General features: G+C 40.5%; 29 protein-coding genes. All 29 read left to right on the top strand.

Annotated elements, in window-relative coordinates:
• Nucleotides 1-113: 113 nt before the first annotated feature.
• Entirely contained in the window at nt 114-1,874 is a 1,761-nt protein-coding gene (locus SG0102_RS08150; RefSeq protein ID WP_125119486.1) for an RRXRR domain-containing protein, read from the top strand.
• 769 nt (nt 1,875-2,643) lie between these two features.
• Complete coding sequence (locus tag SG0102_RS15465; protein ID WP_162300193.1) at nt 2,644-3,033, top strand: hypothetical protein; 390 nt, start codon at nt 2,644-2,646, stop codon at nt 3,031-3,033.
• Entirely contained in the window at nt 2,973-3,887 is a 915-nt protein-coding gene (locus tag SG0102_RS08145) for a transposase (RefSeq protein WP_231999762.1), read from the top strand. The genes SG0102_RS15465 and SG0102_RS08145 overlap by 61 nt, the downstream gene beginning before the upstream one ends.
• Nucleotides 3,888-4,251: 364 nt before the next feature.
• A complete protein-coding gene (locus SG0102_RS08140) occupies nt 4,252-5,373 on the top strand; it encodes a hypothetical protein (RefSeq protein ID WP_125119484.1) in 1,122 nt (373 codons plus the stop codon).
• A 239-nt stretch (nt 5,374-5,612) separates the two neighbouring features.
• Nucleotides 5,613-6,605 carry an ATPase, T2SS/T4P/T4SS family gene (locus tag SG0102_RS08135; RefSeq protein ID WP_125119483.1) on the top strand — a complete coding sequence of 331 codons (993 nt, stop codon included), beginning with the start codon at nt 5,613-5,615 and terminating at the stop codon, nt 6,603-6,605.
• Entirely contained in the window at nt 6,598-7,596 is a 999-nt protein-coding gene (locus SG0102_RS08130; RefSeq protein ID WP_125119482.1) for a type II secretion system F family protein, read from the top strand. The genes SG0102_RS08135 and SG0102_RS08130 overlap by 8 nt, the downstream gene beginning before the upstream one ends.
• A gap of 34 nt (nt 7,597-7,630) precedes the next feature.
• Complete coding sequence (gene comGC, locus SG0102_RS08125) at nt 7,631-7,951, top strand: competence type IV pilus major pilin ComGC (RefSeq protein WP_125119481.1); 321 nt, start codon at nt 7,631-7,633, stop codon at nt 7,949-7,951.
• Entirely contained in the window at nt 7,941-8,342 is a 402-nt protein-coding gene (locus SG0102_RS08120) for a type II secretion system protein (RefSeq protein ID WP_157983005.1), read from the top strand. Before comGC ends, SG0102_RS08120 begins: the two co-directional genes overlap by 11 nt.
• Nucleotides 8,332-8,547: a hypothetical protein gene (locus SG0102_RS08115; protein ID WP_125119479.1), complete on the top strand. Its 216-nt coding sequence runs from the start codon at nt 8,332-8,334 to the stop codon at nt 8,545-8,547. The genes SG0102_RS08120 and SG0102_RS08115 overlap by 11 nt, the downstream gene beginning before the upstream one ends.
• A gap of 50 nt (nt 8,548-8,597) precedes the next feature.
• On the top strand, nt 8,598-9,017 hold the full coding sequence (locus SG0102_RS08110; protein ID WP_125119478.1) for a ComGF family competence protein: 420 nt from the start codon (nt 8,598-8,600) through the stop codon (nt 9,015-9,017).
• The gene (locus tag SG0102_RS08105) at nt 8,977-9,372 is read left to right on the top strand and encodes a hypothetical protein (protein ID WP_125119477.1); all 396 of its coding nucleotides are present in this window, start codon (nt 8,977-8,979) and stop codon (nt 9,370-9,372) included. The genes SG0102_RS08110 and SG0102_RS08105 overlap by 41 nt, the downstream gene beginning before the upstream one ends.
• A 102-nt stretch (nt 9,373-9,474) precedes the next feature.
• The gene (gene efp / locus SG0102_RS08100; protein ID WP_125119476.1) at nt 9,475-10,032 is read left to right on the top strand and encodes an elongation factor P; all 558 of its coding nucleotides are present in this window, start codon (nt 9,475-9,477) and stop codon (nt 10,030-10,032) included.
• Between the two features lie 430 nt (nt 10,033-10,462).
• A complete protein-coding gene (gene iscB / locus SG0102_RS08095; protein ID WP_125119475.1) occupies nt 10,463-11,818 on the top strand; it encodes an RNA-guided endonuclease IscB in 1,356 nt (451 codons plus the stop codon).
• Between the two features lie 130 nt (nt 11,819-11,948).
• On the top strand, nt 11,949-12,293 hold the full coding sequence (locus SG0102_RS08090; protein ID WP_125119474.1) for an Asp23/Gls24 family envelope stress response protein: 345 nt from the start codon (nt 11,949-11,951) through the stop codon (nt 12,291-12,293).
• A 92-nt stretch (nt 12,294-12,385) separates the two neighbouring features.
• The gene (gene nusB, locus SG0102_RS08085) at nt 12,386-12,793 is read left to right on the top strand and encodes a transcription antitermination factor NusB (protein WP_125119473.1); all 408 of its coding nucleotides are present in this window, start codon (nt 12,386-12,388) and stop codon (nt 12,791-12,793) included.
• Nucleotides 12,793-14,040 carry an exodeoxyribonuclease VII large subunit gene (gene xseA / locus SG0102_RS08080; protein WP_231999760.1) on the top strand — a complete coding sequence of 416 codons (1,248 nt, stop codon included), beginning with the start codon at nt 12,793-12,795 and terminating at the stop codon, nt 14,038-14,040. Before nusB ends, xseA begins: the two co-directional genes overlap by 1 nt.
• A gap of 9 nt (nt 14,041-14,049) precedes the next feature.
• Nucleotides 14,050-14,283, top strand: a complete 234-nt coding sequence (gene xseB / locus SG0102_RS08075) for an exodeoxyribonuclease VII small subunit (protein WP_125119471.1) — start codon at nt 14,050-14,052, stop codon at nt 14,281-14,283.
• A complete protein-coding gene (locus SG0102_RS08070; protein ID WP_125119470.1) occupies nt 14,267-15,118 on the top strand; it encodes a polyprenyl synthetase family protein in 852 nt (283 codons plus the stop codon). Before xseB ends, SG0102_RS08070 begins: the two co-directional genes overlap by 17 nt.
• Nucleotide 15,119: 1 nt before the next feature.
• A complete protein-coding gene (dxs, locus tag SG0102_RS08065; RefSeq protein WP_125119469.1) occupies nt 15,120-16,991 on the top strand; it encodes a 1-deoxy-D-xylulose-5-phosphate synthase in 1,872 nt (623 codons plus the stop codon).
• Nucleotides 16,972-17,769, top strand: a complete 798-nt coding sequence (locus SG0102_RS08060) for a TlyA family RNA methyltransferase (protein WP_125119468.1) — start codon at nt 16,972-16,974, stop codon at nt 17,767-17,769. Before dxs ends, SG0102_RS08060 begins: the two co-directional genes overlap by 20 nt.
• Nucleotides 17,770-17,781: 12 nt before the next feature.
• A complete protein-coding gene (gene recN, locus SG0102_RS08055; protein ID WP_125119467.1) occupies nt 17,782-19,434 on the top strand; it encodes a DNA repair protein RecN in 1,653 nt (550 codons plus the stop codon).
• 28 nt (nt 19,435-19,462) lie between these two features.
• Entirely contained in the window at nt 19,463-20,650 is a 1,188-nt protein-coding gene (locus SG0102_RS08050) for a DNA polymerase IV (protein ID WP_125119466.1), read from the top strand.
• Between the two features lie 53 nt (nt 20,651-20,703).
• Complete coding sequence (gene xerA / locus SG0102_RS08045; RefSeq protein WP_125119465.1) at nt 20,704-21,594, top strand: site-specific tyrosine recombinase/integron integrase; 891 nt, start codon at nt 20,704-20,706, stop codon at nt 21,592-21,594.
• 1 nt (nt 21,595) lies between these two features.
• Nucleotides 21,596-22,792 carry a phosphopentomutase gene (locus SG0102_RS08040; protein ID WP_125119464.1) on the top strand — a complete coding sequence of 399 codons (1,197 nt, stop codon included), beginning with the start codon at nt 21,596-21,598 and terminating at the stop codon, nt 22,790-22,792.
• Nucleotide 22,793: 1 nt separating this feature from the next.
• The gene (locus tag SG0102_RS08035; protein ID WP_125119463.1) at nt 22,794-23,066 is read left to right on the top strand and encodes a hypothetical protein; all 273 of its coding nucleotides are present in this window, start codon (nt 22,794-22,796) and stop codon (nt 23,064-23,066) included.
• 57 nt (nt 23,067-23,123) lie between these two features.
• Entirely contained in the window at nt 23,124-23,309 is a 186-nt protein-coding gene (locus tag SG0102_RS08030; RefSeq protein WP_125119462.1) for a PspC domain-containing protein, read from the top strand.
• Between the two features lie 10 nt (nt 23,310-23,319).
• Nucleotides 23,320-23,580, top strand: coding sequence for a hypothetical protein (locus tag SG0102_RS08025; protein ID WP_125119461.1), 261 nt, complete (start codon nt 23,320-23,322; stop codon nt 23,578-23,580).
• Nucleotides 23,581-23,780: 200 nt separating this feature from the next.
• Entirely contained in the window at nt 23,781-24,071 is a 291-nt protein-coding gene (locus tag SG0102_RS08020; protein ID WP_125119460.1) for a hypothetical protein, read from the top strand.
• A 67-nt stretch (nt 24,072-24,138) separates the two neighbouring features.
• A complete protein-coding gene (locus SG0102_RS08015; RefSeq protein ID WP_125119459.1) occupies nt 24,139-25,539 on the top strand; it encodes an ISL3 family transposase in 1,401 nt (466 codons plus the stop codon).
• The last annotated feature ends 5 nt before the right edge of the window (nt 25,540-25,544 follow it).

The raw sequence follows: 25,544 nt of genomic DNA, 5'->3' as shown, positions 1-25,544 counted from the left end.
TACAGCCGATGATGATATTGTCAGTGCATGCCAGGAGTGAAACTCTGCGTTTTCCAGACGCAAAACCCAGCTCACGAAGGCAGTAACAGGAAAGCTCCTTTCTCCGGAAAAGAGTGAGTACTGCATTATCCTTCCTGCGGGAAGGAAGAAAGCGAGGATATGTTATTATGTCCGGAAAGAAAAACAAATCTAACCATTACATCTATGTTGTTGACCGACATGGCAATCCTGTCATGCCGTCAAGAAGACCCGGACGGATCCGCCACCTTCTTAAGGAAGGCAAGGCAGTGCCTATCAGCACGCATCCGTTTGTGGTTAAGCTGAAATATGATATTCCAGGCAGAACACAGCCGATCCATCTCGGCATTGACACCGGGCGTGAAAACATTGGCGTCGGCGCTTCTCTTGAAAACGGCGAGAACGTTTTCCTGTCTGATGTAGAAACAAAGAACAAGGCTGTTACGAAAGCCATGAGCGATCGCAGGGCTTATCGCATGTCACGCAGACGCCACAGACGTGAGAAGAAACAGCGCCATGCCCACGCAAAAAAATCCGAGATGAAAAACGGCAGACCCGCTGTCAAAGGCGAACGCCATACACGCAAAACGGTCGGCCGTGATATTCGGTACCCTGGGTGTAAAAATCCAGTCACACACAAAGTGATCAAAGGCAAAGAAGCCAGGATCGCCAACAGACGACGGGATGAAGGATGGCAGACGCCAAGTGCGAGACAGCTGATTCAGACGCATATGCGCATCGTCAGAAACGTCATGAAGTTTTTGCCCGTCACGCATATCACGATTGAAATGGTGTCATTTGACTTTCAGAAGCTTGCCAATGTCGAGATCAAAAACTGGGAATATTCCGATGGACCTCTGCACGGTTTCAAAAGTCCTGCTGATTACGTATGGGCACGTCAGAATGGCAAATGTTATTTCTGCGATAAAAAAATCGCCATCTGCCATCATGCCATGCACAGAGCAAAGGGAGGATCGGATCGCGTAGGCAATCTGGTCGGTCTGTGCCCTGAATGCCATCAGAAGCTGCATAGCGACAGAGATATGGATAAGCGTCTTCAGGAGGAGTTCGGAACGCCCAAGACCTGCATTTCGGTATTAAACAGTGCCATGCCTGAAATAGACAGACAGATGCGTGCGTTATGCGATGCCAGAGGCATTGTCTACGACACATGCACGGGCTTCGACACTTATGAAGCAAGAAAAAGATACGGCATTCCGAAGGATCACTGCACCGATGGCTATGCGATCAGTCTGTATGGACGAAATGCTAATAACGTCTGCCTGACTGATTCCGTCTGCATGATGCGCAGATTCAGGAAGAAATCCGGCAGCATTATTCAAAAGCTCAATCAGCGTGTCTATAAGCTAAAAGGCAAAGTCGTCGCTGTCAACCGCCACAAGCGCACTGATCAGAAGGAACCGGCTTTGGATGACTATATGAGCAGATATGCGCAGAAGCACAGCGAAGCGGAATGCAGAAGACATTTCCACGAGCTGAAAATTATCCCTGCCAGAAGAACATACACATACAGAAAGCAGAAGCTTGTCTCTCCGGTTCATATCGGCGACACGGTACGCTATGAAAAGCGCAACAAAACGTCAGGCATTACAAAGAAAGCCGTTTTTGTGGCTGAGGAAATTGACATGTTTAACGGCAAGGTAAAGTATGGAGATCAAAGCGGACGATACGGAAAGAAATCGCCGCTAATGAAGTACTGCAGACCAATCAAAGCGGGGTCTCTGAAGTTCATCAGAACGATCAGACTTGCTGACTGTCTTTCCATGGCACGCAAAGAGGCAGAAGTCCGCAGAAAGAAGCAGCTTAAAAAGCCAAAGAATCTTGTCATTGACTAGATGTTTTTATACGAAAATCAGATCATAATATATTAAAGACGGACGCATCACCCAAAAGAAAACTACAATCCCGAATATACATACGGACTCTATCAGATCGACGAAGAAATTAATTTGAAGGACCCGGTTGATATTGGAAACGGCAAAATAAAGAATCGTCCCAGATATGGTGATATGGATAACCTTATCAAAGAAATAAAAAAACTGCTTAAGCAGTATTACATTGACAATCTTGCTGATACGCTGTTCGAATACGAGCTTCTGAAATAGATGTGACAACTAATGGCTAGAAAGAAAAATGATGGATGTTACCTCAATACAAAGATTAAATCATCTCTCATGGATAAGCTTGAACGCATGGCCGGCAAAAGCGGAATGTCAAAAAACAGCAATCGTAGAAAACGCACTTGACTACTATTTCAGACACAATAAAACGGTAAACGACATGTTCAGAAATCTGAAAGAATAGTGTTTTTGCATCATGTTAATGTGATGCCTAAAATGAAGAAAACACCCATTAAATATGCGTTTTCTGTTGAAAATTTGTTCTTTTGAAGCAATACTTCTATATTAGAATACAGTTTTATATTTAAAAAAAGCAAAAGAGCTGAGACGTCTTTGATTTGGCGATCTTACGTCACAGCTCTTCATCAGGAGCCTTCCTCCTTATCTGGTATCGCTATACATCTGGCACGCACACCTGTCAACAGCGATTCCACAAATAGTATGATTTTTTGAGACTCCTAGAAAAAGAAAGGAGTCTTTTTGCATGGGCAGATTTTCAAAGCAGATGAAAAACAAAATAACCGGCATCATTAATGACATGGCTGATCACGCAGAGCTTTTCTCTGAAAATCATGGTCATGATTTTACAAGAGAACGTTCGCTTAATTTCCGCACGATGGTGTCTCTTATCATGAGCATCGGCGGCAATTCACTGACAAAGGAGCTTTACGACTTTGCCAAAAACGGCGGGAAAGAAGTCACTCCCTCAGCATTTGTTCAGCAGCGTGACAAAATATCTGATGAGGCTTTTGCATACCTGCGGTGGACGGAACTGTATGTACATATAGCGGCTATGATACTGACGACATCTATATGCCTAACACTGGAAACGGCGTCAATCAGTATCATGTCAATGCTCTTTATAATCTCATGAACAGAACATATGCTGATGTTATTATTCAGCCTAATCCGCAGGCAAATGAGCAGAAAGCCTGCTGGCAGATGGCTGAAAAGACAAAGAGCAGCGAACAGGTCATCATTATTGGTGATAGAGGATATGGTGGCATGAACCTGATTGAGCATCTTAACCGCATTGAAAATGTTGATTATCTTTTCAGAATCAAGGATCATCTCTGGAAGGAAATGCGCGATCTTCCAATGACTAGTCTGGACGCTGATATCACCCTGAAAATCAGAACAACGCAGACAAATGCAGACAAGGATGCCTTTGCAAACGGAGAAGCAAAATGGATCCCCGGCAGAGGAAAGCGAACAAAGCTGAAATCGCCTGCATGGGATTTTGAGACTTCCTGTGAAATACCTGTTAGAATTGTCCACTTTAAAATAACGGATGACAGCTATGAAACAATCGCAACGTCTCTTCCAAGAGATGTGTTTTCACCTGCACTCATCAGGAAGATGTACTTTATGAGATGGGGCATTGAAACGAGCTTTCGCGAACTCAAATATGCTATCGGGCTGACGTCATTTCATGCCAGAAAAGCGAAATTCATCAGGCAGGAGATTCTTGCCCGCATTGTCATGTATAATTTCTGTGAACGCATTATGGCAAAAGCCGTTATTCATGTTGGCAAAAGGAAACACACCTATCAAATCAATTATACCATGGGCTTTTATATATGCCGTCTCTACTTTCGGGGAATGAATACTGATGATCCGGAATCGGAAATTGCCAGATATATACTTCCCGTCCGACCCGGGCGTGCTGACCGCCGAAAGATGATCATTAAAAAAGGCGCTGTCTGCTTCAGCTATAGAGTAGCCTAATTAGGATATATTGGAGGGCCTGTTAAAAGGTACCTGTTTCATCGTGGACAAAAGTTCATATTTTATGAACCAGAACAAAATAATTGTTCTGCTTTTTTGATGCAAGAACGAAAGCGACGATGTGTATCGCATCTGACACATCGTTAACTTAACAGGCTTGATTCAATTTATGCACAAGAAAAGATCGCATATGAATTATGTGATCTTAACTTAATAACGTTGGCTAAATAGGCTCTTTTTTTAATAATATCATAGTTAAGCAGAACTCTACATTAAAATACGATTTTTAATTTTCACTGCTATGTTTAAATGTATTTGTAATGGGAAAATGTTAAAATGGAGATAGAAGAAAGGGGATAGGAAGATGAAGAAATTGTTTTCATTGATGATGGCTTTGACGCTTATTTTTGGTATGGGTATGAGTCATACTTATGCAAAAACATCACGCTTAACAGCCACCAAAAAGACTTATATGCAGTATAAGAAACAAGCAAAGAAACTTGGCAGTTTAAAAAATGCCCAGAAGAATTTAAGCCAAAAGAAGAAAGCGGTAGATGATGCGAATCAGGCTTATAGTAATGCTGTTGGTGCATACCATACAAATGTAGCGAATGCTAAGACAAATTATGATGCTGCTTCTAGCGCTTATGAAGCTGCTGGCTATGATTTCATTATGAGTAAAGCATCTGTTCATTATTATCAAAATTCTAAAGAGGGCATGGCTAATGATGCCAATCTTGCAGCTTACGTAAATGGTTTAGACGAATCTGTGAAGAGTACGCTTGCCACGACAAATCTTAAAAGGGATATTACTTTAATCAGAGAACTCAATAATGATCGTGATACTGATAGTAACTTTCCTCATTCAAAAGCCTTAGGTGTTGATTATGATCTGATGGTCTTTGCTAGTATTTCTGGCTTTATTGGGAATAGTACAGGTGATCATACTTATTTTAGAAACTGTCCTGAAGCTGTTCATGTTTCTTGGGCAGTGAATTTGGCATGGGGCTTAGATGATCCATTAGATGGCTGGTATACAGCAGAAAAAGCAGTGTATGATGCGGGCGGCAATGGTGTCACTGGTCATTATACAAATTGTATGGGTGATTATGACTATGTAGGATTGACGATCAATGAAACTACGGGTACAAGCGCTGCTGATTTCAATAGTGCAAGAGAATCAGGAACACAGGTGAATGTTGATGAATTTGAAACAGCACTAAATGGTTATGTAGCACCTTATGAGACAGCTCTCAATAGTGCCAAAGCGACTTATGATCAAACTGTCGCAGACCAATCTGCCATCACTGCAGCTATGCAGGCAATTACAAACGCTAAAAATGCTTATGCGAAAGCCAATAACAAAGTCAAGAAAATTAAAAAAATCAATAAACAGCTTGCCAAGGCAAAGAAAGCTTATCAGAAAGCGTTAAAAGCTTCTCGTAAAAAAACCTCTCATAAGAAAAAGGCAAAGCATAAGAAATAGACAAGAGAAGCCATGATGGAATCAGCCGTCACGACTTCTTCTTTTATGATATTTTTGATACAAATAAGATATAATTTTTTATACAAATTAATAGTGTTTGTCTAAAGAGCCTGGAAATGGGCTCTTTTTTGATGATTTTTTTAAAAAAGTTACCTGATTTTTGTGAGAAATGCACCCAAAACTGTCTTTAATCTATATAGAGAGTAAAAGCAGGAGAACCTGCAGAAAGGAGATCAACTATGGATGAACTGTTTGAAAATCTGATCTTTGAAGCTTTAAAAGATAAAGCAACCGACTTACATTTCAAATTAGATGAAAAGCAGTTAACAATCAGCTTACGTATTTATGGGGAGTTAACTTTTTTCAAAAGTTTTGATCGCGCCTTAGGAGCGAAGCTGATGAACTACCTGAAATATCGTTCGATGATCAATGTCAATTATAAGATGCAGCCGCAAACCGGCGCCTTTCACTATGAACTTGATCATCATACGTATTTCTTGCGTGTATCTTATCTGCCGGGATTACGATTTGAAAGTATTGTTATTCGTATCCTTAACAACCATGAAGGCATCACGATTGAAAAACTGAGTGATATTCCCACATTCACATCTTTTTTAGAAAACATTTGTGAGAAAAGACAGGGCTTGTTCTTGGTTGCGGGTGCCACTGGCTCGGGAAAGAGCACATCCTTATACTCAATATTGGATCGGATCATTGAAGAAGGGGGCCGGAATATTGTCACATTAGAAGATCCAATTGAAATGATCAAAGAGCACTGCCTGCAGATTGAGATGCATGAAGATATGGGCATTAACTATTATTCTTCATTAAAACAGATCTTACGCCATGACCCTGATGTCATTATGATCGGTGAGATTCGTGATGCCCAAACGGCGCAATTAGCAATTACCTGCGCTTTAACAGGACATCTTGTCTTATCAACCATCCATGCCTCAACAGCGCCGTTAGTCTTAAAAAGAATGCTGAACTTAGGAGTGAGTGATACAGATTTAGAAGATGTTTGTGTCGGTATTGTAGCCCAGCGCATCAAATACGATAAAGTCCATGGGAAAGTCATTGTTTTACCAGAAATTTTAACAAAGAAAGAGATTCGTGCTTTCTTACATGAGCAATACGTTGATTATGCGAATTTTAAGAAACATGCTTTATATCTGATTGAGGAAAAGCATTTTGATGCCAAACTGTTTGCCGAGGAGCTTGAAGATGAATAACGATTATTTCTTTTTAGACAATCTTTATCACTTATTAGAGCAGGGCTATGGCATTGAAGAAACCTTAACTATTTGTAACAGTATGAGTCATCATCCCGCCGCGGAGAGTATTTTGGAAAAAGTGAAAGCGGGGATGTCGTTACCCGAAGCTTTAAAAGATGATCATCTGCCTCGCGATTTCCTTGAATACTATGAGTTCTTTGCCTTACGTTTTAATTTATCTGATGCGATTAAAAACAGCTTACGTATCTGTAAGCATATTAAAGAAACAAAGGCAAAGCTGCGCAGTCAGTTGACATATCCGCTCATTCTCTTAACGTTTTTAGTGATGTTTTCTTTATTCGTGACCTTTGTACTCTTTCCCCAGGTCCATGCACTCTTTGATTCCTTTGCGGTGGAAACATCTTTATTTTTCACTGCCGTCTTTTTCTTAATGAAACTGTTGCCGATTGCCTTTATGTTAGCGGCGGGTGGCAGCATTGCTGGTATCTCCTATTTAATCTACGCTTTAAGACACAAGAAGTATCTGATTATTGAACGTTATTTGGCAATTCCTCTGTTAAGGAAACCGCTTCAGACGTACTTCTCATTAAAATTCTGTCTCTATTTCAATGAACTTCTTTCAGATCATATCAATGCCAATGAAATCATCGTCACTTTAAATCAACAGATGAGTGATAGTGATATCAAGATTATGATCTATGAGATTTATACCAGAATTCAGGAAGGGGAGTCATTTGAAGACATCATCAGCCATTTTGAGTATTTTGATCCACTCTTTTGTGAAATGTACAATATGTATTTACGTTCTCCCGATGAGATTGGTAATATGCAAGGTTATATCGATTTAACCTATACCAAAATTCAGATGGTGCTAGCCCGTTTTCTCAAATACTTTGTCCCTTGTGTCTATGGCTTTGTAGCCTTATTTGTCATTTCTGTTTACTTTTCAATTATTATGCCAATGATGAATATCGTTGGTGATATCTGATGTTTAAAACTTACATTTTATAAGGAGTCATACTATGAAAATTGTAAAAAAATTAATCAAAAACGAGCATGCCTTTACCTTGATTGAAATGATCTTTTGTATTTCCGTTATCCTTGTTATTTTGCTGCTTGTCATTCCGTTCGTAACGAAGAAGAATAACCTCGTTAAGGATAAGAGCTGTGATGCCCAGGTGGAAGTTGTGAATTCCCAAATTGTCCTTTACGAAATTGAGAATAACAGATTGCCGACTTCCGTCGGACAGCTGGTCTCTAAAAACTATTTGACGAAGAAACAGGCAACGTGTCCAAATCACAAGAAAATCACTATTTCTGATGGGCAGGCTTATGCTTCATAATAAGCGTGGCTTTACCCTCTTAGAAATGATGTTTGTCCTCTCTATTACCTTGATTCTTGCGGCGTTAGGCTTCAGGTTTCATATGCCGAAGGTGCCAGAAACTCAGGAGGTTCGCCTCCTGAGTGACACCTTTAAAAATGCGCGGATGAAAGCCTGTGCGTTAAAAGAAAAACAGACAATCGATGTTGAAGAGACAGACATCTATATCTATGACAGCCATGATTCCCACCATATCAAATTAGCCAAAGGTTATCGCTTTGAAACGACGCATACGTTCTCATATAACACCTCTGGCCGTATCAAAAGACCGAAAACACTTATTTTAGAAGGCCCGAAACATACCTATCGTTTTGTCTTTCAGATTGGAAGTGGTACATTTTATGTTAAATAACACCAAAGGATCAACCTTGATTGAGGCGCTTTTTGCCTTCAGTATTTACGTCGTTGTCTTAGTCATGTTTGTCTCGTTGATGACAACGCTCAATAAAACAAGTGTAACCCTTGCGAAAAAGCAAAAGGAGACGATCCAATATGAAGAATCTTATGGAGATGAAGGAGGAGATGCCAAATCAATGTTAGAAAAAGCTTTAAAGTAACAGGTGGCTTTACCCTCATCGAACTTTTACTAGCCTTATCGATCACCTTGATGATTACTTTATCGGTGGTCCCAATGATGAAAGCGGCGTCCGTGAAAGAGCTCAAATATAACGAGGATATTCCTACTGGGGCGAAGTCTTTAGCGGATTATCTGATGAGTGCGACGGTGAAAAGTGTGGATGAGACACTTACCTATGAAGATTATCATGATGGCACTTTTCAAGTCTTTTTAGACAATAAGCGTCGCTTAGTGAAAAAGCCTGGCTATGAAATCCTGATGACAGATATTGATCATGTCCGCTTCTTTACCAAAGGGGACTTCCTCTATATGAATGTAACGCGGGAATCCCAGGAGTATACATATCTGATTGGGGATTGTTATACAAAACTTGAAGAAAGTAAGCCGGATGAGAAAGAGAGTGAGCCTGATGAAGAAAAGAAAGAGCCTGAAAATCCTGCAAAATCGTAACGGCTCAATTTTACAGGTCGTATTAGTGATCTTTCTTATTTTGTTAACGACGATTATGACTTATGGCGTGATGATGAAAAATGCCTGTGCGTTGTATCGCTATGAAAAAATGATGGATCAAGAGCGGGTCGTGGAAGTTTTATTTCGTCATTACTGCCGCAAGACTGAAGATCAGGATCTCCTTTTATCAGGGACGATTCATGGCGAAGCGGGGGATATTCGCTACACGATGGATGATATGGGCAGTTACTTTATTATTAATGCGGACATAAACATAAAAGAGACGCATTATCGCGCTTATATGGAAATGAATACCGAGGACTTAAAAATTCGCAGTTTTAAGTATTTGAATTAAGAAAATTTCTAAAATATACCGCTGTGCCACTTATTTCCCTTTTACAACAAGGGGGAAGTTTGTTATAATCGTAACGGTTATTTGAAAGGAGATATTACAAATATGATTAACGTTGGTGATTTAAGACCAGGTATGACTTTCCAGTATGACGGAAACTTATACATTGTATTAGAATATTCACACAATAAAACAGCAAGAGCTGCCGCAAATATTCGTGTTAAAATGAAAAACTTAAGAACCGGGACAACAACCGAAACAACTTTCGGTAACTCAGAAAAAGTTGCGCGTGCCCAGATCGAAAAGAGAAAAATGCAGTATCTTTACGATAATGGCGGGATGTTAGTATTCATGGATAATGATACTTATGATCAGATTGAAATCCCTGCTGATCGTTTAACATGGGAAATGAACTTCATGAAAGAATCTGATAATGTCGAAGTAACAACTTTCGAAGGTGAAGTTTTAGGTGTTGCTTTACCAGTCAACGTCCCATTCAAAGTCATCGAAGCAGAACAGGCTGTTAAAGGTGATACTGCAACTGGTGCTATGAAAAATGCGAAAATCGAAACTGGTTTCGAACTTAAAGTACCTTTATTTATCGAAGCTGGTCAGACTATCGTTGTCAACACTGTTGATGGAAAATATTCAGGCCGTGCCTAAATTAAAGCCGCATCTCGCGGCTTTTCGTATTCCTTATTTTATGGAGTCAACTACCCGCGACTAAAGTCGCAGGCTTGTCTCGCGCAGGCCTAAGACTGGCGTCGGTACATACGTACTAGCTGATTAGCCTAATGTGCCTTAGGCACTACGTTATCCGCAAAAATACAGGCACCTGGGGATTCTTCCCACGTCCCTCGCTCTGCGGGCATGCATTAAACATCTCTGACGGGCAGGAGAAGTGTGCATGTCATACACAACTGCGGATAACCTTGGCGATGGGAACTACCCCGAAAGGGAGAAGCTGCATATATACTGCCTCTGGCAAGCGTATGCAGGCGTGCGTAAGCGCACACTTATTCATCAATCTTAGCTCAGCTGATTAAGTTTATATATTCAAACGTTATTATTTTACAGGAAAGGAGGAATTTCCATGAGCGTATGCGTTGTAGCGCCGGATAAAAAGCCGCTGATGCCGACAAGCGAGTACCGTGCAAGAAAGCTGCTGAAAAGCGGTAAGGCTGTTATCTTTAAGTATAAGCCGTTCACGATCATGCTTACAAGAATCGTAAGCGAGAATATGCAGCCGATCGAGTACTGCTGCGATACAGGATACAAACATATTGGTGTATCCATCAAATCAGAAAAGCACGAGTATTTTGACTGCCAATTTGAGATGCTTCAGGATGAGAAGAAGCGGCACGATGACCGTCGGAAAATGCGCCGCGCAAGAAGAAACAGGCTTCGCTACAGAAAGCCCCGTTTTGATAATCGGACAGCTTCCAAAAAGGAAGGATGGCTGGCGCCGTCGCTGAGAAACATCCGTGATCAGCATATCCGTATTTTTGAGCGGTTCCTTGAGGTCATGCCGATAGTCTCAGCCACGTTTGAAATGGGCTCGTTTGACGTCCACGCCATGCATGAGTTTGAGGCAACAGGCACCGTGCTTAAAGGCGATGATTATCAGAAGGGGCCGCGATACGGCATGAACACGCTGAGAAAAGCCGTTTTCTATCGAGACAATTACACATGCCAGGTGTGCGGGGAAACCGCGGATGAAGGCGCTATTCTGAGAGTGCATCATATCGGCTTCGAAACAGGCGATCATACGAACCGCATGAGCAATCTGCTGACCGTCTGCACAAAATGCCATACTTCGGCAAACCACAAGCCGGGCGGAAAGCTGTACGACCTGAAGCCTAGGACGAAGCCGTTTAACGGCGCAGCCTTCATGAACGCTGTCAGATGGCAGATGTTCAGAACGCTGAAAAGCACCCATCCTGATGTAGAATGGCACATGACATATGGCGCTGCTACGCAGGAGGCAAGAAAAGTCCTACACCTTGAAAAGTCGCATGCCAATGACGCCTACGCCATGGGAGAATTCCATCCAAGACGCAGGACGCCTTTTATGCATTTTCAGAAGCTGAGACGGAATAACCGCATCCTTGAAAAATTCTTTGATGCAAAATACGTTGATGCGCGAGACGGCAAGACAAAGAAAGGTGCAGAGCTGTCATGCGGACGCACAGCCAGAAGCGAGTCAAGACACTCCGAGAAGAACCTTCGCGTATTCAGAGAGCGGAAAGTTTCGAAAGGCAGACGCGTGATCAGAAGAAGCCACTATACACTGCGTCCTGGCGATACTGTTGTTATTGGCGGAGAGAAGCATAGGGCCAAGGGCGTTCATAACAAAGGCACATATGTTGTGACAGACGCCAAGAAGTCAGTGCCTGTTAAGAAAGTAGAGAAGATTATTCATGCAGGTGGGTATATGCCTGTTAAATAGAGAAGGAGGATGGCACAATTCCTCCCGCGAATGAATTCGCAGGTATCCTTGTGCCTATATATCAATGAAAGAGCTTGTATTCTTTGCTATTTTTCTATACAATTAATTTATGAAGAAAAGGGGTTAGACCATGGCAAATGTAGAATATTATACTTACAAAGAAAGTCCAATCAATGGCGATATCCTAATGAGTGTTCAGGTTTTTGATATCATTACTAAACAGGTGATTGGCGAAGACAAAGATGTCAGCTTAGATAAGACGAAAGGTTTTTCTATGTCCGGCTCACGTGATCTGGTAAACTGCCGTATCGTAGATAACGAAGTGTATATTACTGTACATCTGAAAATCAAATACGGTGTGAATGTCTCTTCAAAAACAAAAGAGATTCAGCAGCGGATCGCTTCCAGCATTAAAGAGCTGACGAATGTCACGGTAAAAAGTGTCGATATTGTTGTTGTGAATATCGAATTTTAGAAAGCAAGAAATTTCTTGCTTTTCTTTTTTGCCTTTGTTTTCATTTTCTTGTATACTGTGATAAAATGTTTAACTAGTGGAGGTCTTTTAAAATGGGAAAATCAATCAGACAAATTGCGCGTGAAAAAGCAATCATTGGGATCTATCAGCATTTAACGGTAGATGCCAGCAAAAAGGATATTATGAACTTCGTCCGCAGTGACGATACACTGCATCCTGGTCAGTCAGGTTATGAATTCTGTGAATGGTTAGTTGATACCACATTAGAAAATATGGATTCTTATATCGCTTTAATCGATAAGTATCTGAAAAAAGGATGGCGTTTTGAACGTTTAGGAAAAATGGAAGCAGCTATTCTTTTAGTGGGAACATGCGAACTATTAGAATCAGAATTAGATCCAAGAATTGTCATCAATGAAGCGATTCTAAATGCAAAAGCATTCTGTGATGATGATGCATACAAACTGATCAATGGTGTCTTACATAAGGTTGCCGAATAATGAATGACTATATTACTGTTTTTCGCTTAAATCAGTATATTAAAGGCAAATTTGATTCTGATGAGAGCCTGCAGAATGTGTACATCAAAGGAGAAATCTCCAATTATCGTCCACATCCATCAGGTCATATGTATTTCACATTAAAAGATGAAAATGCGGCCGTCAGCGCCATTATGTTCGCATCAAGTGCGAAAAAATTGGATTTTAAAGCAGAGAATGGGATGAAGGTATTAGTGCGTGCCCATGTCTCTGTTTATCCAAAAACCGGTGTCTATCAGCTTTATGTTTCAGAAATGACGCAGGATGGGATCGGTAATCTCTATGCCCAGTTTGAAGCTTTACGTAAAAAGCTGCAAGCCGAAGGGCTTTTTGATGAATCACATAAGAAAGCGATTCCGCACTATCCTGGGGCTATTGCCGTTTTAAGCGCCAAATCTGGCGCAGCTTTGCAGGATACTTTGCGAACTATTCATATGCGCTTTCCCGTAGCGAAAGTTTTTATCTTCCCGGTACCGGTGCAGGGCATTGACGCTTATAAACATATCATTGCAACATTAAAAGGCGTCGATCGCATCGGCTTTCCGGTTGTCTTATTAGTGCGTGGAGGCGGCTCGATTGAAGATTTATGGAACTTCAATGAAGAAGCTTTAGTGCGGGCTATTTATGAGATGAAGACACCAATTATTACCGGTGTTGGTCATGAAACCGACTTTACTCTTGTAGACTTTGTCAGCGATTTACGCGCTGCCACGCCAACCGCTGCGGCCGTCGCTGCTACGCCTAATGAAATAGAAATGCGGGAAGATATTCAGATGCACCGTGATCGCCTCAATCAGGTGATTATGATGCGCGTTAAATTAGAACGTGAACATTTAGATCGGGCTTTGCATCATTACATCATGAAAAATCCTGAGCATCTCTACGAAAATGAATGGATGCGCTTAAATAATGCAAAAGATCATTTGGCCCACTTTGGAAAACAGTTCGTCTCAACGCATAGTCATGAAATCGAAACGCGTGTGCGCCAGATGGATTATGCGATGCAGGCTCATATGAAAAGTGCCCGCTATGATTTATCAAAGAAAGCAGAAAAGCTTGATCTCGTTTCTCCGTTAAAGATTTTGAGTCGCGGCTATGCGATCGTAAAAAAAGAAGAAACGGTGGTTGAGTCAATCAATGCTTTAAAAACGAATGATCAGGTCACAATTCAATTACAGGATGGCACAAAAGAAGCCATCATTAAGTAGGTGAAGATAATGGAAAAGAAATTAACATATGAACAGGCGATGACGCGTCTAGATGAAATCATCACCACGCTGGAAAATAATAAAGCCAGCCTCGATGAAAGCATTGCGCTTTATCAGGAAGGTGTTGAACTGGCAGCGTACTGCGATGCCAAATTAAAAAATGTCGAAGAAAAAGTGACAAAAATCTATAATGGTCACGGCTTCGAGGATTATCAGGAGGGTCAGGATGGAGACAATCATTAAAGAAATCAATGACCGCCTTGAGAAAATTATTACTACGACGATCAAAAAAGGCGATGTCCAGGATGCCATGTTATATTCTGTGATGGCGGGCGGGAAACGTTTGCGTCCGTTATTACTTATAAATACGCTGCGCAGCTATGGCGTTGATTATCATCCTTATTTAGATGCCGCCTGCGCGATTGAAATGATTCATACCTATTCGCTCATTCATGATGATCTGCCAGGCATGGATAATGATGATTTAAGAAGAGGTAAACCAACCTGCCATAAACAGTTCGATGAAGCGACAGCTATTTTAGCGGGTGATGCACTGTTAAATGAATCCATGAATGTCATTTTACGGATGAATATTAATAATGATTTAAAAATTCATTTATTACAGATTTTATACAAAGCATCCGGCATGAATGGCATGATCTATGGCCAGCAACAGGATATGTACTTTGAAAAGCATCAAGCGACGCTAGAGGAATTACAGGATATCCACCATTATAAAACTGGCTGCTTGATCGCGGCGCCATTGGCCATGGCAGGAGCGATCTGCGCTCCCGCTGATCAAGAAAAATTAAGTGATTTAGGTTTTACTTTAGGGTTAGCTTTCCAGATTCAGGATGATATTTTAGATGTCACCAGTGATACAGAAACATTAGGCAAGCCGGTCGGTAGTGATATTGAAAATCATAAATCGACTTACGTAAGCTTATTAGGTATCGAGAAAGCACGGGCGTATGAAGAACAGTTATTCCAGTCCTGTCTTGAGAAAGTCTATGGACTGACCTTCAATCATGGATTAATGATTGAAATGATCAATAAAGTTATGAAGAGAGTGAATTAGCATGAATATTGAGGAGATCAAAAATCCGCAATTTTTAAAACAATTAAATATCAACGAATTAGAAGATCTGTCACAGGAAATTCGTCGTTTCATCATGCAGAGTGTCGCTACGACTGGTGGTCACTTTTCTTCGAATCTAGGGATCGTCGAATTGACCGTGGCGATGCATTATGTCTTTGATGCGCCACGTGATAAAATCATCTTTGATGTCGGTCATCAGTCTTATGTCCATAAGATCTTAACTGGCCGGGCTAAAGAGTTTAAACGTTTACGTCAGTTTGGTTCGATCTCTGGTTTTCAGCGCCGTCATGAATCAGAATATGATCCATGGGAAGCAGGGCATTCATCAACGGCAATTTCTGGGGCCATCGGCATTGCGACAGCTCGCGATCTCAATCATGATGACTACAATGTCATCGCCGTCGTTGGTGATGCGGCAATGATGAGCGGAGAGTCTTTTGAAGCACTCAACTACTTAGGCAGTTCAAAACATAAAGTCATTGTCATTTTAAATGATAATAATATGTCGATTTCCAAAAATGTTGGTGGTTTCTCAAATATGCTTTCGGATATTCGTACATCAAAGCAGTATAAAGATGTTAAAGATAATTATACCAGCTGGATGATGCGTTCAAAAACCGGACAGCGTGTTTATGATGCAACGAAAAAAGTCAAAGATAAAGTCAAAGAAAGGGTGTTAGCTGATTCAGCCTTTGCCCAGTTTGACTTAGACTATATCGGACCTGTTAATGGTCATGATATGGAGGAACTGATTCGCGCTCTTGAAACTGTTAAAGAATTAGATCATAGCGTGATTCTGCATGTCATCACGACAAAAGGCAAAGGCTATCCTTTAGCCGAAGAAGATAAAAGCGGTCTTTACCATGGTGTTGGTCCTTTTGATTTATCGAAAGGGGTTATTAAACCTCATCATTTACATCATCAGATGTGGAGTGAAGCGATCGCGAATCATATTGAATATCTGATGCATGAACATGATGATATTTGTGTCATTACCCCGGCGATGATTGCCGGCAGTCAGTTAGGGGATATCTTTAAAAAGTTCCCTGCTCGCAGTTTTGATGTCGGCATCGCCGAAGAGCATGCAGCAACGTTTGCGGCGGGTTTAAGCGTCGCTGGAAAGTTTCCTTTTTTAGCGGTGTATTCATCTTTTTCTCAGCGAGCTTATGATCAGATCAATCATGATATCGCCCGAATGGATCTGCCATGTTTGATCGGCTTAGATCGTGCTGGATTAGTTGGCAGTGATGGATCCACCCATCATGGTGTCTTTGATATTTCCTATTTGTTAGCGATTCCTAATGTGATCATTATGGCACCACATAATCAATATGAAGCAGAACGCATGATCAATACGGCTTATACGCTTCATGATCATCCTTATGTCATTCGCTATTCTAAGGGCATGATTCATAAACATTCCCGTCATGTCACTAACACACTTCAAGTGGGCAGCTGGGATGAGATTGTTTATAAAAAAGAGAATAAAGTCACTGTGGTGGTTTATGGTGATCATGTACGCATGGCTAAAAATGTTGTGGAACAAAATAATCTGCCAGTCAACGTCATTAATGCCCGGTTTATTAAGCCAATGGACGAAGAAATGTTAAAGGAAATAAGTAATACCCATATCATTGTTTATGAAACCGTGATGCATAAAGGTTCTCTTGGCAGCGCGATGGCGTTATACTATGAAGAACATCACAGAAATGTGAAAATGGACTTTATGGCGATTGGTGATCACTATGTCACCCATGGTGATATCCCAACCTTATTACATATTGAAAACTTAAGTCCTGAAGACTTATTACATAAAATCAAGGAGGCGCTTGATGAAGAAAGAAAGAGTTGACGTTTTATGCGTGGAACAAGGTTTATTTGATTCCCGCGAAAAAGCCAAACGAGCGATCATGGCCGGCATCGTCCATAATGACCATGAACGCTTAGATAAACCTGGAATGAAAATTCCTCGGGATACTGTTTTATCGATCAAAGGGGAAAAACTAAAATATGTCTCACGCGGCGGATTAAAATTAGAAAAAGCTTTAGCGACGTTTCCCATTGACTTACAGGATCAGATTATGATTGATATTGGCTCTTCAACTGGCGGCTTTACCGACTGTGCCCTGCAAAATGGCGTAAAGTTTGTCTATGCCGTTGATGTCGGGACCAATCAGTTAGTCTGGAAACTGCGTAATGATGAGCGTGTCAAAGCGATGGAACAGTATAATTTCCGTTATGCGAAAAAAGAAGATTTTGATCAGGGCGAGATTACGTTTGCGTCTATCGATGTTTCTTTTATTTCCTTATCGCATATATTCCATGCTTTAAAAGACATTATTGCCCCTCAAGGGCAGGTCGTAGCCTTAATCAAACCACAGTTTGAAGCGGGACGTGAAGAAGTAGGAAAGCATGGCATTGTGAAAGATCCTAAAGTTCATGAAGAGGTCATTTCTAAAGTCATGACCTATGCCAATGATAATGGCTTTTCAATGCAAGGTTTAACCTATTCACCGATTACTGGCGGTGAAGGCAATATCGAATTTTTAGGCTATTTCGTGAAAAGCGATGAGCCGAATGCAAATATTCACATTCAAGATGTCGTTGAGGAAGCCCATCGACATTTCTAAGGCGGTGAGATGATGTTAAAAAGTCTGTATGTAAAATCATTTGTCATCATTGATGAAATGAGTGTTGATTTTGAAGATGGCATGTCAGTCTTAACTGGAGAAACCGGAGCCGGAAAATCGATCATTATTGATGCGATTATGCAGTTATGCGGAGCCCGCGCGTCCAATAGTTTTGTCCGTAAAGGAGAGAATAAAGCGATCATTACTGGCTTATTTGAAGTCGATCCAACCCCTGAGTTAAATGAAACGATGGCTTCTTTAGGATTAGACGAAGACGAGGAAATCAATATCACAAAAGAGATTTATGCCAATGGTAAATCATCTATTAAAATTAACTATCGGCCGATGACCAATAGTGCTTTAAAAGCCTTAGCCCCTTATCTCATTCATGTGCATTCGCAGTTTGCGACGCAAAGTCTTTTCTCCGTTAAAAATCATTTATCGATTCTAGATGAATATATCGGTGATGAGCTTAACGCGGTAAAAGAGGCTTATTTGGATCTTTATAAACAATATGTTGAAACATCCAAAAAGATCAGACAGATCGAAGAGGAAGACTTTTCTGATGAGCAAATTGAATACTATCAGAGCCAGTATCAGGAATTAGAAGGTCTTTCCTACAGTGATGAAGATGTTGAGGCGATGGAAAATGAATTAGAGGTCATGAAGAACTTCGAATCTTTAAGCGGTCATATTCAGGCTTTTGATCAGGCTCTAGATAGTTCAGAGGGCGCTTTAGAAGCAATTCATAGCGCTTTATCTTCGCTAGAGGCGATTAAAGATATGGAAGAGTTCAGTCAGCCTTATGATGATCTTTATAACCTGTATTACAATTTATCAGATCTTCATGATAATGTTATGAATACCTATCAGGGCTTTGATTTTGATGAATATCGTTTCAATGAATTACAGGAAATTTTGTATAATCTCCAGCGTTTAAAACGCAAATATGGTTACACGATGGAAGATCTTTACACCGCTCGTGATGAATTAGCTGATAAGATTGAAGCGGCAACCCATCGCGAAGAGATCCTAGAAAAGCTCAAACGTCAGCAAGCCAAGTTAGAAAAAGAAGCCAAACAAGCCGCCGAAGATTTACAAAAGGTGCGAACACAGTATGCCAATACTTTTGAAAAACAAATTAAAGAGGAATTAAATGACCTCTATTTGCCACATGCAAAGTTTAAAGTCGACTTTGCGAAAACAGCTTTATCGTCAGTTGGCGCTTATAATGTGACCTTTATGGTGGCGATGAATGAAGGACAGAATTTCACGCCTTTAAATGAATCAGCCAGCGGCGGGGAAGTTTCTCGTCTGATGTTAGCAATCAAAACAATTATCCTTGCAAAAGGTGATGTTGATACGGTTATCTTTGATGAAGTGGATACTGGTGTGAGTGGCAAGGTCGCGAGCAGTATTGGTGAAAAAATGGCTTCTTTAGGTCAAAGTAAGCAGGTCATCTGTATTACCCATTTACCGCAGGTCGCTGTCAATGCGGCGCATCATTATGCGATTATCAAACGCAGTGATGAGGAAGCGACCTATTCAAGTATTAAACCATTAACGAAAGAGGAACGTGTTGAAGAAATTGCGAAAATGTTATCAGGGGAAGCGATTACCCCCGAAGCAATGGATAATGCACGTCGTTTATTAAAGCACTCTTAAGTGCTTTTTTTAGAGAGGAGGCATATTTATGCGGGTCATTTTTCATATTGATATGAATGCATTCTTTGCCAACTGTGAGATTTCTCAGCATCCCGAATATGCCCATAAACCCATGGTCATCGCTCATGATTCACGGCGCTCAGTCGTTTCGACGGCTTCTTATGAAGCCCGGAAGTTTGGCATTCATTCGGCCATGCCGCTCTATTTAGCGAAACAGAAATGTCCGCAATTACTCATTGTGGAACCTCATTTCGATCTATACCGCCGCCTGTCGCATGCGTTTTTTAAGATTGTTTCCTCTTATTCCTATATCATGGAAGTGGCCTCAATTGATGAATGTTACGTAAATGTCAGCGATTATATTATTGAACATCATATCCATCCGGCGGATTTAGCTTTAGAAATTCAGCAGCGGATTATGCGAGAGCTCCATTTACCATGTTCAATTGGTATTGCTCCTAATAAGTTCTTAGCCAAAATGGCGAGTGATATGCGTAAGCCGATGGGGATTACGATGTTAACCAGGTCAAATATTAAACAGCTTCTTTGGCCGCTTCCTGTCGATGCCTTTTTTGGCATTGGCAAAAAAACCGCGCCGAAGCTGAAAGCGGCTGGTATTGAAACGATTGGGGATGTGGCAAACTATGCCAATTATCAGACATTACGCCAGCTTTTAGGTCGTCATGCCCTGATTTATTACAATAAAGCGAATGGTCGTGATGATGCCAAGGTCATTTATCAGGAAACAGATGTTAAATCCATTGGTAATACGACCACTTTTGAAGAAGATATCAGTGATGAAAAGTTATTAGAAGACCGTTTTAAAGAAATTGCCCTCAATGTCTCATCAAGAGCACAGAAGAGCAATATGGTCTCTAATAATATTTCTATTACTATCCGTTATGATCTGGCCAATCATATTACTAGACAGATGAATATTTCTTCCTATACGAATGATTTTGAAAGAATTTTTTCTTATGCGATGATGCTCTTTCGTGAACACTATAATCATAAGCCGGTGCGCCTCATTGGCATCACTCTGAATAATGTCGTCCGCAAGGATCAGTTAAAAATTCAGATGTCAATATTTGATGAACCTGTGAAAGAAGAACCGCATGAATTAAAGGTTGATGATATTATTAAAACCTTTAATAAGGAAAATGACTTCCATTTAATGAAAGCAAGCAGCTTGTTAAAAGGAGAAAAGACACATTAATCATATAATTGGCAAAGAAACACGTAACTTGATATAATAAAGAAGGTGAGTTTATGAGATGCATCGAGGCAATTCGTGAATTTAAAACCTATTTAACCTTAGAAAAAGGACGCAGTGAAAATACCGTGATCAGCTATATTGATGATCTTACGCAGCTGATGGATTATCTCCATAAAGAGATGATAGAAGAAATCACCCAGGAAGATATTTCTTCCTATTTAGCTTATGGTCATGATCATTACAGCGCATCCTCAATGCAGCGAAAGATGGTCGCTTTTCGTCAGTTTAGCAAGTATCTGATGCGTGAAGGCATCATGACAACCAATATGATGGAAGCCTTTGATTTACCAAAGCAAAGTGAAAAACTGCCAGAAACAGTCTCTTTACAGGAAGTCGCCCAGGTGCTCGCCTCGATCACTGGTGATGAGCCGGTTGATCATCGAGATGCCTGTATGATTGCCTTATTAATCAACAGCGGCTTACGAGTAAGTGAAATGGTCCACTTGAAGGTGAGTGATGTTAACTTTCATGCGCGCACCCTCGATGTGATTGGGAAAGGGGATAAGGAGCGCATTATTCCTCTTGATGAAATCACTTTAAAGCAGATCAAAAACTATCTTTACAATGATCGACCAGAGCTAAATAAAGAGGGCAGTCTGCTTCTTTTTGTCGGTAAATACGGCAAACCAATCAGTCGCGAAAACTTCTATCGGATCTTAAATAACCGCGCTCAGGCATCTGGGGTCAAAACCCATTTTACACCCCATAAACTCAGACATACTTTTGCGACGACGCTTCTTGAAGAAAATGCGGATCTGCGCAGTATTCAGGAACTATTAGGGCATAGTGATATTTCTACGACAACGATCTATACCCACGTCAACCACGCAAAAATAAAAAAGGATTATACCAAATACCATCCTGGCAGTAAAAGGAGAACATAACATGAGTAACGAACTTTACAAACGTATTTTTGTCATTGTCTGTGATTCCATGGGCATTGGCAACGCGGAAGATGCCGCAAAATTTGGCGATGAAGGCGCCAATACTATCAAACATATCGCTGAAGCGAAAAACGGCTTAGATGTCGAAAACTTAGAAGGCTTAGGTTTAGGCAATTTAGGTGATTTCAAAGGCATTCATCCAATCAAAGCGCAGCTTGGCACTACCGCTGCTTTAAGAGAAGTTTCTAATGGCAAAGATACCATGACCGGTCATTGGGAAATGATGGGTTTAAAGGTAGAAAAACCTTTTAAAACCTTTACCGATACTGGTTTCCCAGAAGAATTTATTCACTTATTTGAAGAAAAAACTGGCCGTAAATGTGTTGGTAACTACGCGGAAAGCGGCACCGTCATCTTAGATAAATATGGCGAACATCAGATCGCGACCGGCGACTGGATCGTATATACATCAGCTGATTCTGTTTTCCAGATTGCAGCAAATGAAGATGTCATTCCTCTTGAAGAATTATATAAAGCATGCGAAATCGCCCGTGAATTATTAATGCGTGATGAATGGAAAGTCGGCCGTGTTATTGCCCGTCCATATGTCGGCACCCATAAAGGCGCCTTCAAACGTACGGCAAACCGTCATGACTATGCTTTAGAACCATTTGGCGATACTGTCTTAGATACTTTAAAAGCCGGCAGCTTTGATGTTGTCGGTGTTGGTAAAATTCCTGATATCTTCGTTAATAAAGGCATTACCAAAGGTATTCATACCGTATCAAACGAAGATGGGATGAATAAAACCATTGAACTTGCTAAAGGCTCTCAGCATGGCCTCGTTTTTGTCAATTTAGTAGACTTTGATGCGGTTTATGGTCATCGTCGTAACGCAATTGGCTATGGCGATGCAATTGAAGCTTTTGATCGTCAGCTCCAGGATTTAATGGCTGCTATTAATGAAGATGATTTAATCATGATCACGGCGGATCATGGGAATGACCCAACCTGGAAAGGCACTGATCATACCCGTGAACACGTCCCACTCATTATGTATTCAAAAACTTTAAAACGTCCGAAAAACTTAGGGTTATTAGAAAGCTATGCGGTGATTGGCGCAACTATTGCGGATAACTTCAATGTTGAAAACCCTGGGATCGGTTATTCTTTATTAAAGGAATTAGAAAGAGATTAGAATGGATCATAAATTACGTAAAGTTGTTTATATGTCTTTAGCCGGCCTTTTATTGGCCGTGCTGCTCTTCATGTTTGGGATTACCATTTCCCATAACAGTCTTTTCGTCGATGGCGTTTATTACGTCTTAACTTTAGCATTGCTCATTATCACTTTGATTATGTTAAAAAATAATCGTAAAGTGTATAAGAAAGCTTTACTTTCTTATCTGATGGGCATTGATGTCTTCTTTATCGTATTAACAACCCTTTACATGGGTATTAATCATTTTTGAGCTAGACTATCAAGGTCTAGCTCTTTGTGGTATGATAAGGAAAAGGGGGAGATACATATGGATAAACGTTTATTTCGTTCTAAAAAAGATCGGATGATTGGTGGTGTCTGTGGCGGTTTGGCCGAGTATTTGAATATTGATCCTGCCATTGTCCGCATCGTGGCGGCATTATTAATGTTAACATGGGGGACAGGCATCCTTTTATATATCATCATGTGGATCGTCATTCCAGAAGAAGTTTAGGGGATATGTTATGTTAGATGCTCACGCAACATTTGAAGATTTTATCGAGGCAAATGATGAGGAAAGAGCTGCTTTTCGTCTTTCTTATCCAACGTTATATGCGTCTTTTGACGCTTTGCGAAAGCAAGAAGAAGATTTTGATTTAGTGGACGATTTGACCTTTTATGAAACGCCAGAAGGGGAATCCATCATGATCAGCGGTGAACCTGATGATGATTTCTTTGACGCCAATTACGATTCTTATGAGGATTATTTAAAACATAAAAAATAATATAGACGCGAAGAGACTCCCAATTTGAGGTCTCTTCTTTTAAAATTGTAAGCGCTATATCATTGTTTTTGAAATAATAAGAAAAATATGTTATATATGCAATTATTATCTTTGCCTTAATTTTTAATACGGCCTTCAGCCTCTTTTATGCGACGGCGCGCCGTTTCTCTGGTGGTATTCAGAGCTGCCAGCGAAAAGTTATGATTGTTGTCGTCGGCGCTGGCTACTTATGTAGTTTTGGCGGCTTTAAAACATTAATCTCAAAAATGTATCCGATCTTAGGCTATCTTGGAATTGTCCTATTATTAGTCTTACTTATTACTTGGATCAAAGGTTATCAGCAGATTATCCAGGAAAAATATTTTCGTCGTAAACTGATTCGTCTTCATTTAAAGAAACATAATGATGACGTTGAATTTACGAAAAAAGAGGGTCTGTACTTTTTCCTATGGAGTAGGTTGTACACAATTAATTCCAAAATATTGAAATAAAAAGAGGTCTACCGTATGATAGTGACTGTATCTTGGCGGATATAAGTAACTAACAAGGAGACCTCAAATGGATTATACACAATTAGCTATTAACACTCAATCTAAAAATACAATCATTGATGATGGATATCTGAAGATTCCTAACACATTAACTGGGTTTATTAATACTGACACTGAAATTGAAGATGATCCTAAGAAAGCCGATCACAAGATCATTGTCTATAAGGGCATTCAGACTGTTTCGGATGAGGATAGAATTTGTGAGTGCTGTGGTGCTCACATGTACAAGAACATGATCTGCGCTCCTACAAGAATCAAGCACTTCAGCTACGGCCCAACAAGCACGGTTGTGGAAGTCAGCCTTAATCAGATGCAGTGTACAAATCCTGAATGTAATGCTACAAAGATGCAGGGTGTTCCATTCAAGGCAAAGCACCATCGCATTACTAAGGCTCTTGAAGAATTCATTGAAAAGCTCCTCGGCAGAGCCTCATTCACTCTTAAGAGCATCTCAGAGCTTACAGGAGTTGGTAAGAATATTGTTAAGGCCATTGACCTTAGAAGACTAAAGAGACTCTATACCGTTGATGGAAAAACTCTTAGAAAGCCGCAAAAGTTCTGCAAATACCTTGGAATTGATGAATTCAAGCTTCATAACGGCTACAAGTATGCCACTCACATCATTGATATGGAAACAGGAAATGTTCTCTGGATCGCTAGAGGAAAGTCTAAGCAGGTTGTCTATGACTTCATTGACTATGTCGGTGAGGAATGGATGGATCATGTTGAGGCCATCGGCTGTGACATGAACAGCGACTTTGAGGAAGCGTTTGAGGAAAGATGTACTCATATACAGCCTGTTTTTGACTACTTTCATATTGTAAAGAACATGAATGAAAAGCTGATCAATGAAATCAGAAAGGATGAGCAGGCACGTCTTATCGCTGAAGGAAATATGGAAGCTGCTAAGCATCTTAAGAAGTCTAAGCACGTTTTATGCTCAAAGAAGGCAACGCGTGACAGGAAGGATGAGGCTGCTCAGAAAGGCATTGTGAAGCAGAAGAAGTCAGATCTGTTTAACCTTCCAGAAATCAAGGCTATCGGTGGGTGGAACGATAAGTTTGATCTTCTTATTAAAGAAAATGAGCTGCTGTTCAAAGCTGATCTTATCAAAGAAAAGATAACAGCAGCCTATCAGGAAGATCATGAATGGAAAATGGCTAAACAGATTATTGAGATCATTGATCTATGCAATGAGACAAAGAATGAACATTTCATTTGGTTTGCTAATCTTCTTTCCAATCATTTTGAAGGTATCATAGCTCATGCAACAATCAAAATCACAAGTTCTAAAATTGAAGGAATTAACAACCGCATTAAGACAATACGTCGAATGGGTTATGGCTATCCTGATGATGAATATTTCTTCTTGAAAATCATTGATATGAGTCGAAGAAATCCGCTATAGGGAAA

This window comes from Intestinibaculum porci, assembly GCF_003925875.1.
GTDB classification, from domain to species: Bacteria; Bacillota_I; Bacilli_A; order Erysipelotrichales; family Coprobacillaceae; genus Intestinibaculum; species Intestinibaculum porci.
Note: the sequence above shows the minus strand (reverse complement) of the source record. Positions and strands in the feature narration are given on the sequence as shown.